This is a genomic window from Nonomuraea sp. SYSU D8015, from assembly GCF_008065375.1.
GTDB lineage: Bacteria > Actinomycetota > Actinomycetes > Streptosporangiales > Streptosporangiaceae > Nonomuraea.
The window spans coordinates 1-13,310 of record NZ_VJYI01000023.1; the positions used below are offsets into that span (position 1 = coordinate 1).

The following is a 13,310-nucleotide window of genomic DNA, read 5'->3' on the forward strand; positions in this document are numbered from 1 at the left end:
CCGCCTTCTCGATGTCACTGGTTCTTGCCGTCACCCTCGCAATCCTCTCACTGTTCCGCTCCCCATCCACATTTTGCGTGGTCACGTCGTCGCATGACGACGAACCAAGGCGGGCGGCACAGCGTGAACCCGGGACGCCCGAAAACCGGCACGGCGGCACCGGGGAACCCCGCCAGGACGGCCCGGCCCAGGGGCAGAACCGGCAGTTATCTGGGGTAGTCAAGCGAACTAGCTGGTCAGCCGCTTGAAGGTGGTCAAGCCACGTAAGGCCGGTAGGCCAACCGCGGCAGCCGCGCCAGCGGGCCGTCGAGAGGTCCGTCAGCCGCGGTGCAGACCAGAGGCTCTGATAGCGCTTTCAGGTCGCGCCGCAAGCCGCCCCCGCCACGCGACCACGCAAAAGGGCGTGGATAGAGCGTGCCCCCTGGCCACTGACCAGCCCACGCTGCCTGCCGCACCCTGAGATGCCGGCGTTTCGGCATGAAACGCGGGTCAACAGAGGGAGAAGCGGCATGCGATCTCACAAGCTCATACGCGCGCTCGCGCTGATGGCGGGCCTGACCGTCTCGGCGGCTGTGTCCGCGGCCTCGCCCGTCGGCGCGACGAGCGCGGCCACCACGTGCCGGGTGGAGCTGGACCTCGTCGACGCCTACGACACGGAGGAGAACAACGGCGACGAGATCAAGATCAACCTCGCCGGGTACATGTACCCAAGCGGCAACCAATACGCCGCCATGAACAACGGTGATCGCGCCTATTCCGGCAACTTCGCCAGCCCGACCACCACCATCGGCACCACCGGATCAGCACTGCTCAGCCTGCGGGAGGTCACCCCGCCCGTCGTCGGCCAAGGCAAGCAGCTCGGCTCGGTCACCGCGTGGGGCTCCACCTGCGCCACGCTGGCCACCGGACAGATCACCTACATCCCGCAGCACATCTTCGGCGGCGACTACTGGTACTACATGAGCCTGGTGATGACCGGCCCGTAGCCCCCCTCACCCTCCTCCGACCCGGGGCGGGGCGAGAAGATCATGAGCGACGCGTTCGAGTTACGGTGTCCCGTCAGTGACGATCTTGCCTTCATCCGGGACCTGGTACGCTTCCTCGGCGAGCACAGCGGCCTGTGCGGCGAGCGGCTGGAGGACCTGGTACTGGCGGTCAACGAGGCGGTCACCAACGTGCTCGACCACGGCGGCAAGGCCGGCATCATCACCGTCCGCCGCACCGACGACGGCGTCACCGTGGAGATCCGCGACCTCGCCGACCGGCTCAGCCACGATCATCTGGCAGGCGCCCACGTCGACCCGACCGCCTCGGGCGGGTTCGGCCTGTGGGTGATCCAGCACCTGTGCGATCGGGCCGTCGTGGAGCGGACGGAGATGGGCTCGCTGCTGCGCCTGGACGTCCTTCGCCGGCCCGCCGCGGTCCCGCGTCCTGACCGCCACTTCCGGCACGACGACCATGACGGCCACGACGACCATGGTGGCCACGACGGCCGGGACCGGCAACCGGTCGGCGGCTTAACGGTTGGATCCCCCCGCCCCGGTTCGTGTCAGGGCGCCGGGTGGGCGGCATCCATAATGATCTTGGAGTGGGCCGGACTGTATCGGTCAATCTCACCGCGAAAGATCATCACGCGGTAGCCGGGACGATGGTCCACGGTGATCTGCAGGTCGGTCATGGCGCCGTCTGTCCGCTGGTGGGGATGCCGTGCCGCCTCCGGCAGCCAACATCGTGCCGGTGGTGACCAACTCTGCTACCCCACAGCATGGAATTGACTCGCCTCACCGGTAAGGCAAGCCGGGGCGATGACGGGCGACCGCCGGGCAATCGCCCAGGATGCCGCGAGCGCCCCCGGGACGTCCAGGACGTCCCGCAAGACGTCCCCGCCGGCGCAGGCCTCCCCAGGCCCGTGGGGCGCGAGGGGGACCATCGCCGCCTGCGCCTGTGGGGATGATCGTTCAGCCGGGGAACAAGCGCACCACCGGCGGGACATACTCCGTGCCTGACGGGAAGGAGACAGAGGCGACCGGCCGCGCGAGAGCGCCGCGCCGGGCGGAGAGGGGGACCCGACCCGTCGAAAGGCTAGGAGGAGACACATGGATCCGTCAGGCCAGGAGACCGGCAAGGTCACCGGTACCCAGGACAAGGACTACAACCTGATCTGGTTCGTCGAGCAGTGCCTGAGCAACGTGCTGCGGCTGGAGAACTACATCGCCGACGCCGAGCGCGCGGGCGATGGGGAACTGGCCGGCTTCTTCCGCCGCGCCCAAGCCGAGAGCCGCAAGGGAGCCGAGCAGGGCAAGGAGCTTCTGAGTAAGCGCCTGCTGAAGTAATCGCCCAGACTCCCACGTGAAAGCGGCCGCCCGCGACGGGCGGCCGCTTTCACTGTGCGGTCACGCATCACGGGCGGCCCCCTGGGTGGGTTGAACCGCCCCAAGGGTGCTCTGGCGCCCGTGCCGCGGGGCCGGCGAGTGTCGCCACGCACTGCCGCGACCGGCCGAGTGCGTGGTCCTCGTGTCGAAGCGTCCTGACTCCAGTCGGTCTTCGCCCGCTCCAGCACCTCCTCCAGCGAGTCGGCCTCGGCCTCAAGCTCGGCCTCGCGATGGTCGACCAGCAGCCGCATCCGACTGAGCAGCCCGTCGGTCCCGAACAGCCATCCAGTTGTCGAGGCGGCGGGCATGTTCCCGATGGTCACGCCAAGGCCACGCGCGATCAACGAGCAGCCCGTAGTGATCCAGCCCACCCGGCGCCAGGTGATATTCGCGTTCGCTCATCTTCGTCCCGAGCCTCGTTCTTGTCCGCGGCTGATTGACCCCGGCGATCGAACTCTTCCTGATCGCTGTCCGGCCGCCTGGCGCCGCGGACTGAATGCGGGGGCGAGTGCGGCCGTCCATTCGGCTACGGCCAGGGGCGGATCGTGGCGGTCCGTGGAGCCGGAGCCGCGCCTCGATCGCCGGAAGGGCGTGGGTATCGGTGTCGTAGGTCGTCAGCACCAGCACGCGCGCGGTGACGCCGAGCCTGGTCAGCTCGTTGATCGCGGTCAGCCCGTCCATGCCCGGCATGCGCAGGTCCATCAGGATCACGTCGGGCCGGAGCTCCTGGGCGAGCCGTACGGCTGTGGCGCCGTCCGCGGCCTCGCCCAGCACCTCGAATCCGGGTGCGGAGGCGAACATGCTGCTCAGCCCATCCCTGACGACGGGATGGTCGTCCGCGATCACTACCGCATCGGGGTCTCGGTCACCGGAGGCCGGGGCTCGGCCTCCTCCATGAAGGGGGTGACCAGCACGATCGTCACCCCGCGAGAGCGCACGCCCTCGATCAGGTCCCAGGTGTCGCGCCGGGACTGCGGGTCGAGACCGCCGCGCGACGCATCGGAGGACGCCGCGGCCAGACGGCAACGACCAGATCGGCGGCCGGGGGCGGCGCACCGTGGCGGGGACCAGCTCCACGTCGTCGGTCCGTTGGCGCATCCCCGGTCGGTCAACAGGTCCACCCGTCCAGTAACGCTCCCAGCGGAGACCCGAGCGGAGCGCCAAGGACAGCTCCCGGCCGGCCCTCGGGTGGGCGCAAAGCCTCAGAACAGCCGAAAATCAATAGCGTCGGTGATGGTAAGAATGATTGCCTGGCGGCATGTCTGGGTTCGATGATGCGGCTTTCTTCGGTGACCGATGGGCGGACCACTACGGCGACGGACCGGATCCAGCTGCGGCAGTGGGGTTCCTGGCCGAGCTGGCAGGTGCGGGGCCCGTTCTTGAACTCGCGAGTGGCACCGGCCGCGTCACACTGCCCCTCGCCGCACGAGGCATCGCCGTCGCGGGCGTCGAGGGTTCGGCGGCGATGGTTGAACGGATGCGGGAGAGACCAGGTGGAAAACGGATTCCGGTCACTGTAGGCGACATGGCGGACGTGCCCGTCGAAGGGTCTTTCAGCTTGGTCTTTCTTGTTTTCAACACCCTGTTCAACCTGCCGAGCCAGGAACGGCAGAGGGACTGCTTCCACAACGTCGCGCGGGCCCTCCAGCCGGATGGCGCGTTCGTCATCGAGTGCTTCGTACCGGACCCGGCCAAGTTCGATCGGGGTTCGCGGGTTGAAGCGCTTGAGGTGACCGAGGATTCCGCGACGATCCAGGTCTACCGACATGACGCGGTCGCCCAGCGGTATGCGAAGCAGACCATCACCTTTTCCACCGATGGAATTCGTATGTTGCCCGTGGCGCTTCGGTATTGCTGGCCCAGTGAGTTGGACCTGATGGCGAGCCAAGCCGGTCTTCAACTTCACGAGCGATATGCGGACTGGGATCGTCGGCCGTTCGACTCCGACAGCACCAGTCATATCTCGGTCTACCGACCCGCTGCCGCCGCCACCAGGTAGGTCACTCGTCATAGGCGTCGCCCGGCAGTGAGGGCGGTGGACCAGTGTCGGGTGAGCCCTCTTTCCGGGCGGGCGGCGAGGAGACAGCGTATTTCGTGGTAGAGGTGTTCGCGTTCGGCGGTCTCCAGCGCGTGGTCGTCGGCGATCAGGACCCTGCATCCGACCAGGCCGTGCCGCGGAGGAGGCCGACGGCGCTGCACGGCCGGTGGCGCTTGTCCGGACGCACGCGCGCGGCTATCCTCGCTCCACCAGCCGCATCGGTAGCCCGCTCGTGCGTACGCTCTTCGGCGTCGTGCAACTGGACCTCCCGGCAGGCAGCAGCCGCCCGGCCGTCCACCCGCCGGTCACGAAGAAGACCATGACCAGGGCCGATCCGATGCCCGGCCGGGTGTCGTGGAACGCAGGGCGATCGCGTCGGCCGTGCTCCCGACCGCGCCGGCCGACGCCCCGAACGCCACCGCCGACGATCGTAGGCGCAGCACAGCCGAGAACGCGGCCACCAGGATCGCCGGAAACGGCGCGACCGTGGCCGGCGGGCCGTCGACAGCGGCCGCCCGCAGCAACAGTGCGGCCACGATGACGGCCAGCGCGAGCGGCGGCGTGTGCCGCCGCACCGCCAGCGGCACCGTCGTCACCAAGGCGAAGGCGATCTCGGCCCAGAGCGGGGCCCGCCGGCAGCACCCCCGCGACGGCCCAGACGGCCGGCAGCCCGGCGAGCGCCAGGTCCGCGCAGGGCGGGCGCCGGGGCACGTGGGCGAGTCGTGCGAGGGGTCCACACGCCGAACGGTACTGCCCGGCCAGACCATGGGCGTCAGCCGGCCGAGATGGCCGGGTCAGCTTCCGATGGTAGGCGATCGCCCTCTCCGGCGGACGCGCCCGGAACCGGGCGGTCTCTAGCGTTGCGCCGTGACATCCCAAGAAACAGCGAGGGGGCGCTGGTCCTTCTCGTCCCCGGTTTCATCGCACTGGCCCGCCGCTGTACCCGCGCCGCCCGCATCGGCACCGCCGTCTCTGCCGGGCACGTCCTGCCGGCGTTCGGCGCCACGGCGTCCAACCTGAACGGCGCCGACGACGCGTGGTCCCCGTTCGTGGCCGTGCCACGCCCACGATCAGCGACATGCGTACGCCGATAAAGAAGTTGCATGCCGTATCCCTCCTTTGCTGAACTTCCAGAGGCGCCCGTCGATCTAGGAGGCCGGGATGAACACCGTCATGTCCGCCCAGCGCAAGCACACCGCCTATCCAGAGGACATGACACCCGGTGCCCGCCCCGACCTCGCACGTGCCGTCAGACCATGACCGGCGCGGCTTCGGCCGCGCCCGCCGAGCTGCCGCAGCGCCCTTCTTCCTCACCGGCCTGCTGTTCGCCAGCTACTTCGTCCAGATCCCTTCGCTGAAACTCGACCTCGGCCTGTCCGAGGGCAGACTCGGCGTCTTCCTGATGCTGCCCGTCCTGTCCGGCCTGGCTGCCATGCAACTGACCGGACGACTCGTCGGCCGGTTCGGCAGCGGACCCGTCGTCCGCACCACCACGCTCGCCCTGCCACTGGCCCTCCTGGCCTTCGCGCTCGTCGCCGACCAAGTGACGTTCGGCCTCGTCCTGCTGATGTTCGGCGCAATCGACGGGCTGATGGACATCGCGATGAACGCTCACGCCGTCGCCGTCGAGCGCGCCCGCCACCGGCCGATCATGAACGCTTGCCATGCCGGCTGGAGCATCGGCGCCGCCGCCGGCTCCCTGCTCGGCGGTGCCGCCCTCGCCGCCGGGCTGTCCCTCGCCCAGCACTTCCTGCTCATCACCGCTGTCACTGTGGCCATGGCGCTCATCACCGGACGGCACCTGCTGCCTGCCCACACCGACCGCAGCCCACAACAGCCCCGCCCCGCACAGCGGACGGGGTGGTGGACCGGCTGGACCTCTCGCGTCCTTCTCCTCGGGGCGACCGGAGTCCTGGTGTTCGTCATCTCCGGCGTCGTGGGCAGCTGGAGCGGGGTGTTCCTCCATGAGGACCTCGGCGCCTCGCTGGGCACCGCGTCCCTGGGCTACATCTGCTACAACGTCTGCGAGGCCGGCGCTCGTCTCCTGGGCGACCGCTTCCAGGAACGCCTCGGGCCTTCCATTCTTGTCCGCATCAGCGGACTGATCGCCGTCACCGGGCTCGTCGTGGTCGTGTTCAGCCGCGTCCCCGGCCCGGCCATCGCCGGCTTCGCCATCCTCGGCCTCGGCCTTGCCGTACTGATCCCCATCATTCTCAGCGCGGCCGGCCACGACGGCGCGAGCTCGGACACCTCCAATGCGGCGGCCGCGCTCTCCAAGGTCGGCACCCTCACCTACAGCGGTCAACTTCTCGGCCCCATGGCGGTCGGATGGTCCGCTGGGGCGTTCGGGATGCCACAGACCTTCGCCGGCTTGACGATCCTGCTCGCCGCAGCCCTCATCATCGCCACCAAGAGGTGCTTCCCGTCTCTGCCCGTACGCATCCCCCGAAACTGAACCACTCGGCGCGATTGTGGGTCCCCCTGAATACGTGTATGACGTGCAACCAGCCTTCGGCGGCTCAGAGGGGCTGGTCAGGTGCCGTGCCAGGTCGGGGCGGAGGTGCCGGTCAGGCGTCTGGTCATCACATTGATCATCGCCCAGCAACCCGCGATTCGGGAGCCGGCAAGAGTAATGCTCGTGGTCGCATACCCGACGGCTGTCAGTATGAGGATTTCGACGATTCCCACGAACGGGCTCCGTAAGTGACGACCGAGTTCTCGAACCCCTGGTCGACCAGGACTTTTCTGGACGGGAAGCCTGGTCGGCCAGGCGGTCCAGCTGCGCGATACCGGCGACATCCTCCGTCACACCACAGAGCGAAATAGATGGCTTCGTGGACCGTCCGGACCGCGCGCCGCCTCAGTTCCGGTGGATACCTATCAGCAGCACGCCGGCCACCGGAGCCGGTCCGGAGACCGGGCCGGCTCCAGGGTCGGGCGTCACATTGGCATCACACGCGGGTCCACTTCTGATTGTTCTGGCCGTTGCACGCCCAGATCTGCACCCTGGCGCCGTTGGCGGTGCCGGCGCCGGACACGTCCAGGCACTTGTTCGCCGCGACGGCGGTGATGGTGCCGTCGGCGTTGAGGCGCCACTTCTGGTTGTTCTGGCCGTTGCAGTCCCAGATGATCACGCTGGTGCCGTCCGCCGTCCCTCCCCCATTCACGTCCAGGCACTTGGTGCCGTAGACGCGCAGCTCACCGGTGCTGGTGGAGGTCCACTGCTGGTTGACCTGCCCGTTGCAGTCCCAGATCTGCACCTGCGCGCCGTTCGTCTGCGAGGCGCCGCTGACGTCCAGACACCGGTTCGACCCCACACCCCGCAGCGCGCTCGTGCTGCCCGATGAGCCGCCGCCCTGCCCGACGCCCTTGCCGTTGAAGGTGAACGAGTCCACGTCGAACGAGTTCCCCGACGGCGCCTTGAAGACGACGTAGACGTTACGGGTGCCACCGGGGTCGGTGACCCGCACCGCGGGCAGGGACACGTAGCTGTTCCATCCCCCGGTCGCCGGCACGGGACTGGAGGCGATGAGCGCCCCGGTCGGCGAGTCGGCGTGCAGTTCGATGGACGCCCCGGTGTTGGACGGCGCCGAGACGCGGAAGGACACCGTGTCGATCCCGGACAGGTTGATCGGCCTGAAGGAGATCCAGTCGTTGTTGGAGATGTCGCCGATGCGCCTGCCGCCCTCGGCTCCCGGCTCGTCGATGATCCGGATTCCGGACGAGCCGGTGAAGTGCTCGGCCTGCTTGTGCTTGGGCTGCAGGGTGATGCCGGCGCTGCCCTTCAGGCCGCCCTTGTCGGTGTAGTCGGCGGACAGGACGTAGTAGACGTTGGAGGCGTCGTCATGGCCGGAGGCGGTGGTCGTGACCGTTCCGGAGCAACCGGTGTACTGACCGGTGTCGTGGGAGTGCTGGTCATGGCCGAGCGCGGTGATCACGTTGACCTTGGTGCAGTCGACGGCGCCGTCCTCGGGGTCGGTGACGTTCACCGTGTAGGCCACCTGGTCGCCGAAGTCGATGAACCCGCCGTCGGGCGGAGCCGAGAAGACGACGTTGGGACGGGTGTTGCCGACGACGATGGGCAACGTGACGCTGCCCGTCTTCCCGCCGGAGTCCCGTACGGTCAGCTTGACCGTGTAGGTGCCGTTGGCGTTGTAGGTGTGGGACGGGTTGGCGCTGGTGGAGGTGCCACCGTCGCCGAAGTCCCACGCGTAGGTGATCGCGTCGCCGTCGGGATCGGACGAGCCGGCGGAGGAGAACGCCACCGTCAGCGGCGCCGTGCCCGAGTCGGGGTTGGCGATCGCCTTGGGCAGGGGTGCGCGGTTTCCGGCAACGTAGTCGACGCGGTAGATGCTGTCATCGGTGTTCGCGTGGCCGAAGCCGTTGCCCCAGTCGGCCATGTACAGGGCGCCGTCCGGACCGAACTTCATGTCGATCGGCGCATGCGGGGCGAGCTGTGCCACGAAGGGGTTGATCTTCAGGAGGTTGCCCGAGGAGTCCAGGCGGAACTCCTTGACGAAGTTCCGGCTCCATTCATAGAAGAACGGCGTGCCGTCGAAATACTGGGGGAACTTGCGGTCAGAGGTGCCGGCCGGGTCGTAGCGGTAGAACGGGCCCCCCATCGGGCCGGCACCGCCGCAGCAGTCGATCTCGGGGAACTCGGCCGAGGCGTGGTAGTTGTACCAGACGGTCGCGGGCTTGGCCGCGGGCAGGTTGGTCAGGCCGGTGTTGTTGGGCGAGTTGTTGACGGGCGCCGAGCAGTTGAACTTCGCGCCGGAGGTGTTGGTGGCGAAGTTGTAGTCGTTGTACGGGATGTTGTTCGCGACGCAGTACGGCCAGCCGTAGAAGCCCGGCTGCTTGATCAGGTTCCACTCGACCGTGCCCTCGGGACCGCGGCTGGAGTTCGCGGCGCCCGCGTCGGGGCCGTAGTCACCCACCGAGATCCAGCCGGTCACCTTGTCGACGGAGAAGCGGAACGGGTTGCGGAAGCCCATCGCGTAGATCTCCGGCCGCGTCTTGGCGGTGCCGGGCGCGAACAGGTTGCCGGACGGAATCGTGTAGGTGCCGTCGGGCTCGGGGTGGATGCGCAGGATCTTGCCGCGCAGGTCGTTGGTGTTGGCCGAGGACCGCTGGGCGTCGTAATGCTCCCGGCCCGGCCGCTCGTCGATCGGGGTGTAGCCGCTGGACGCGTGGGGATTGGTGTCGTCACCCGGGCCGATGTACAGGTTGCCGCCCGGGCCGAACGCGAGGTAGCCGCCGGTGTGACCGGGCTCGTCGACGTTGCGGTACGCCGGAACCTCGATGATCTTCTTCTCGCTCGCCACGTCGAGGCTGGTGCCGTTGAAGGTGAACCTCGACACCCGGTTCACCTCACCGCCGTTGGACGGCGAATAGTTGACGTAGATCCAGCCGTTGGTGGCGAAGTTCGGATCCAGCGCCAGCCCGATGCCGCCGTCCTCGCCGCCGTCGTACACCGGCAGGGTGGCGATGACACGCGTGCCCCCGCCATTGGCGGGGATCATGTTCACCTTGCCCGAGCGCGAGATGTAGAAGACCCTGCCGTCGGCGGCCACGTCCAGTTCCATCGGCTGGTCCGGTGCGCCGTCGAGCGTGACCTTCTGGAACCGGGCCGCGACCGTGCCGCCGCAGTCACCCGGCTCCGCTCCCGCCGCCCACTTCACCCCACCCAGCAGGTGCTGTTTGAACAGCGGCTCCGAATAGGAGGACGCCTGGTGACCCATCGCGGTGGCCCACACCCGGCCGCCCTCCGGGTTGTGGCACCAGGAGATCGGGTGGTCGGCGCCCATCTTGCTCGGCCCCGCGTCATAGGTGGTCTCGTCCGCGGTCACCAGCACGTGCACCGAGCCGCGCATGTTCTTGTCGAAGTTGTACCACTCCTCCGGACGCACCCACCGATCCGGCAGCCCCTTCGTGGAGGGGTGAACCTTGTCGGCCACCTTGGCGGTGCCCTGCAGGGTCGCCGAATGCGCGGTCATGTGCGCGCCGGCCAGCACGACCTGGTCCCACCAGGGGAACTGCGCCTCGATGTTCATGTCGGTGGCGTTGTGGATCGCGACGACGCCGCGGCCGCTGCGCACATACGCCTGGAAGGCCTGACGCTGGGCGTCGTTGTCCCACACCATGCCGTTGGTCTGGAACATGATCACCGCGTCGTAGGTGTTCAGGGTCGCGGTCGTGAAGACGGCGGAATTCTCACTGTGGTCGAGCTGGAAGTTGTTGTCGGTCGCCATCTGCTGGAACATCGCGACACCGGCGGGGATGGAGTCGTGCCGGTAGGCGCCGCTCGCGGTCTCGGTGAACAGCAGCACCTTGAACTGCGGAGCGCTCGCGTGCGCCGGCAGCGGCACCGCGGACAGTAACAGTCCTAATAAGACCGCGGCCAGAGCGGGAAGTAGGCGTGATGTTTGCATGAAGGATCTCCTGGAGGGTTACCGGCAACTGTCGGAGTTGAAGGGTGCGAAGGCATGAGTCGGTGAAGTGCTTCTCCTCGATGGTCATGTCGAATCGATTCGGGTCTCCCCAACATGCGCGTAAAGCATGCTTATCCAGGGAACCAGAGACCGCCTTTCCTGTTCCACTGGGCGATGGTCTCGCCGCCTTTCCAGGGCCGCCTTTACGGGCGACGCCGATGGTGCGGTGCCTGTCTCACCTCTCCGGACCGGCAAGGATCGGCGATACGCTCCGGATGGTCAGACGCGCGATGAGTATGAAACTTTCAGGCTCTGTACCGGGCGCAGGATTCCCTCCGCACATACGCCGAGGAAGCCTCCTCCTCTGCCGATCGCCGAAAGGCGTCCTTCACGTCCAGGAAACATGCCATTGACATCCCTCGCCGACGAGATCTACGCTTCCCGCGAATCGATTCGATGATGGCGCTTCCCCGGACGTAGACCGACCGTCCCACCGACTCAATCCTGCCCACACGCGCGTACGGCACCCGAAACCAGGGTGAGCAGTGCAAGACCACCATCGGCGGCGTCGACCGCCGTGCCGAGGCCGCCCGGCAGCGTCTCGTACGTCCAGGGCGGGCAAATGGGCGGTCTCCCAGGAGACGGTCGCCGGTGGTCGCGTCATCCGCATACTCCCCTCTGCGCGAGGAGTTATGAGTGGACACGAAAGGTAAGAGGCGGCGCACAGGCCGTCGCAGCATCGCCGCTCTGTTCGCCATCGGCGCGCTCGTCGCCGGGTCCGTCCTCGGGACAGCGCCGGCCCAGGCCGCGGACGAGTCGATCACCGTGAACTTCTCCGTCGCGGCCGGCTCCCCGACCTACCGGGCCTCTGGGTGGATCTACGGCATGACGGAGGACGCAGCCAACCCCCCGGACCAATTCTTCAAAGACGTGAAGTTCCGGTACATGCGGGCCGGGGGCGCGCAGCTGGACGGCCCGGGCGGCTGGGTGTCCGGTAAGTACGACCGCCGGTGGAACGCCACCCGCGCGCAGTTGCTGCGCACCCGGTCGCTGGGCGGGGAGTTCATTCTGCTGGTGCACGATCTGTGGGGCGCCGACGGCTACCCCATCTCCCGCTTCCCCGGCGACAACGGCAACTGGACCGACTACGACGCCTTCCTCACCCGCCTGATCAATGACGTGCGGGCCACCGGCGCTCCGGTCCAGTGGGACCTGTGGAACGAACCCAACATCACCCTGTTCTGGAACCGCCCCATCTCCCAGTACTTCGAGATGTGGAAGCGTGCCTTCCAGCGCATCCGCGCCGCCTTCCCTTCCCACCTGATCGTCGGCCCCAGCTGCGCCTGTGTGCCGTCCACCGGCGGCTTCTGGACCCAGTACCTCGACTACGTCAAGGCCAACGACGTCGTCCCCGACATCGTCAGCTGGCACTCCCTGCCCGGCGACCCGGTGGCCAACGTGGCCACCGCGAACACCACCCTCGGCTCCCGCGGCATCCCGCACCCGCGCCCGTACCAGATCAACGAATACGGCGCAGCGAACGAGCAGAACCCAGGTGACGGCTCCTGGTACATCGCCAGGCTGGAGCGGGCCGGCGCCGACGGCCTGCGCGCCAACTGGGCCGGCGGGGGCAACCTGCACAATGACCTGGCCAACCTGCTCGTCCGCAACTCCGCCGGGCAGTACCAGCCGAAGGGCGAATGGTGGGTCTACCGCTTCTATGGCTCCCAGACCGGGCAGATCGCCTCTGTCAGCCCCAGCACCTCGTACGACGCCTTCGCGACCAAGGCGAGCGGAGAGGCGAAGATCCTGGTCGGCGGAGGCCGCACCACCGGCAACATCACGGTCAACCTGCAACGGCTGGACACGACCAGCGGCATCGTGCAGAGCAATCAGGTGCGGGTGGTGGCCGAGCGCATCCCGTACAACGGCGGGGGCGCCGTCGCGGGTCCGGTGACCGTGCAGAACACGGTGGTGACGCTGTCGGACAACGGCACGACGGTGAACCTGCCGCACACCAACGCCGATGAGACCTTCACCATCACGCTGCTGCCGCCCGATACTCCGGGGCCTTCACCGACCTCCAGCGCCTTGAAGGGCGTCGGATCGGGGCGGTGCCTGGACGTCAGCGGCGCCTCGCAGGCCAACGGCGCGCAGGCGCAGATCTGGGACTGCAACGGCCAGGTCAACCAGCAGTGGACCTCCACCAGCGCCGGCGAGCTGCGCGTCTACGGCACCAAGTGCCTGGACGTGAACGGGGCCGGGACAGCGGACGGCACCGCGGTGATCATCTGGGACTGCAACGGGCAGAACAACCAGAAGTGGCGCCTCAACGCCGACGGCACCATCACCGCCGTCGGCGCGAACAAGTGCCTGGACGTCACCGGCGCCGGCACCGCCAACGGCACCAAGGTGCACATCTGGACCTGCCACGGCGGCGCCAACCAGAAATGGACCCGCGTCTGACCC

The 13,310-nt window shown here is 68.0% G+C and carries 12 protein-coding genes; 7 read left to right on the top strand and 5 right to left on the bottom strand.

What is annotated here, in order from left to right; translation table 11 throughout:
• From ID574_RS60835 to ID574_RS47125, 4 genes are all read left to right on the top strand, one after another.
• A partial coding sequence (locus tag ID574_RS60835; protein WP_223167796.1) for a hypothetical protein occupies positions 1-248 on the top strand: 248 nt, incomplete at its 5' end.
• A 261-nt stretch (positions 249-509) separates the two neighbouring features.
• Positions 510-986 (top strand): hypothetical protein, encoded by a 477-nt coding sequence (locus tag ID574_RS47115; protein WP_188195603.1) that lies wholly within the window; start codon positions 510-512, stop codon positions 984-986.
• Between the two features lie 42 nt (positions 987-1,028).
• Entirely contained in the window at positions 1,029-1,640 is a 612-nt protein-coding gene (locus ID574_RS47120) for an ATP-binding protein (RefSeq protein ID WP_188195604.1), read from the top strand.
• Between the two features lie 456 nt (positions 1,641-2,096).
• Positions 2,097-2,333, top strand: coding sequence for a hypothetical protein (locus tag ID574_RS47125; protein WP_188195605.1), 237 nt, complete (start codon positions 2,097-2,099; stop codon positions 2,331-2,333).
• Between the two features lie 252 nt (positions 2,334-2,585).
• On the opposite strand, the gene ID574_RS60840 is transcribed toward ID574_RS47125, so the two are convergent.
• On the bottom strand, positions 2,586-3,218 hold the full coding sequence (locus ID574_RS60840; protein WP_223167797.1) for a response regulator: 633 nt from the start codon (positions 3,216-3,218) through the stop codon (positions 2,586-2,588).
• On the bottom strand, positions 3,218-3,493 hold the full coding sequence (locus ID574_RS63115; RefSeq protein WP_442939413.1) for a hypothetical protein: 276 nt from the start codon (positions 3,491-3,493) through the stop codon (positions 3,218-3,220). The genes ID574_RS60840 and ID574_RS63115 overlap by 1 nt, the downstream gene beginning before the upstream one ends.
• 137 nt (positions 3,494-3,630) lie before the next feature.
• On the opposite strand from ID574_RS63115, the gene ID574_RS47140 reads away from it, so the two are divergent.
• Positions 3,631-4,371: a class I SAM-dependent methyltransferase gene (locus ID574_RS47140; protein ID WP_188195606.1), complete on the top strand. Its 741-nt coding sequence runs from the start codon at positions 3,631-3,633 to the stop codon at positions 4,369-4,371.
• 344 nt (positions 4,372-4,715) lie between these two features.
• Here the strand turns inward: ID574_RS47140 and ID574_RS47145 are convergent, their stop codons facing one another.
• On the bottom strand, positions 4,716-5,147 hold the full coding sequence (locus tag ID574_RS47145; RefSeq protein ID WP_188195607.1) for a hypothetical protein: 432 nt from the start codon (positions 5,145-5,147) through the stop codon (positions 4,716-4,718).
• Positions 5,148-5,632: 485 nt separating this feature from the next.
• Here ID574_RS47145 and ID574_RS47150 point away from each other — a divergent pair, with 485 nt between their 5' ends.
• Complete coding sequence (locus tag ID574_RS47150) at positions 5,633-6,865, top strand: MFS transporter (RefSeq protein WP_188195608.1); 1,233 nt, start codon at positions 5,633-5,635, stop codon at positions 6,863-6,865.
• Positions 6,866-6,942: 77 nt separating this feature from the next.
• Here ID574_RS47150 and ID574_RS47155 read toward each other — a convergent pair whose 3' ends face one another.
• On the bottom strand, positions 6,943-7,098 hold the full coding sequence (locus ID574_RS47155; RefSeq protein WP_188195609.1) for a hypothetical protein: 156 nt from the start codon (positions 7,096-7,098) through the stop codon (positions 6,943-6,945).
• Positions 7,099-7,361: 263 nt separating this feature from the next.
• Complete coding sequence (locus ID574_RS47160) at positions 7,362-10,841, bottom strand: lectin (RefSeq protein WP_188195610.1); 3,480 nt, start codon at positions 10,839-10,841, stop codon at positions 7,362-7,364.
• Positions 10,842-11,537: 696 nt separating this feature from the next.
• Between ID574_RS47160 and ID574_RS47165 the strand changes: the two genes are divergently transcribed.
• Entirely contained in the window at positions 11,538-13,307 is a 1,770-nt protein-coding gene (locus ID574_RS47165) for an RICIN domain-containing protein (RefSeq protein WP_188195611.1), read from the top strand.
• The last annotated feature ends 3 nt before the right edge of the window (positions 13,308-13,310 follow it).

Bases quoted from the DNA above. Each gene is read 5' to 3' on its own strand.
- ID574_RS47115 (WP_188195603.1), top strand. From the start codon at position 510: ATGCGATCTCACAAGCTCATACGCGCGCTCGCGCTGATGGCGGGCCTG.
- ID574_RS47120 (WP_188195604.1), top strand. From the start codon at position 1,029: ATGAGCGACGCGTTCGAGTTACGGTGTCCCGTCAGTGACGATCTTGCC.
- ID574_RS47125 (WP_188195605.1), top strand. From the start codon at position 2,097: ATGGATCCGTCAGGCCAGGAGACCGGCAAGGTCACCGGTACCCAGGAC.
- ID574_RS47140 (WP_188195606.1), top strand. From the start codon at position 3,631: ATGTCTGGGTTCGATGATGCGGCTTTCTTCGGTGACCGATGGGCGGAC.
- ID574_RS47160 (WP_188195610.1), bottom strand. From the start codon at position 10,841: ATGCAAACATCACGCCTACTTCCCGCTCTGGCCGCGGTCTTATTAGGA.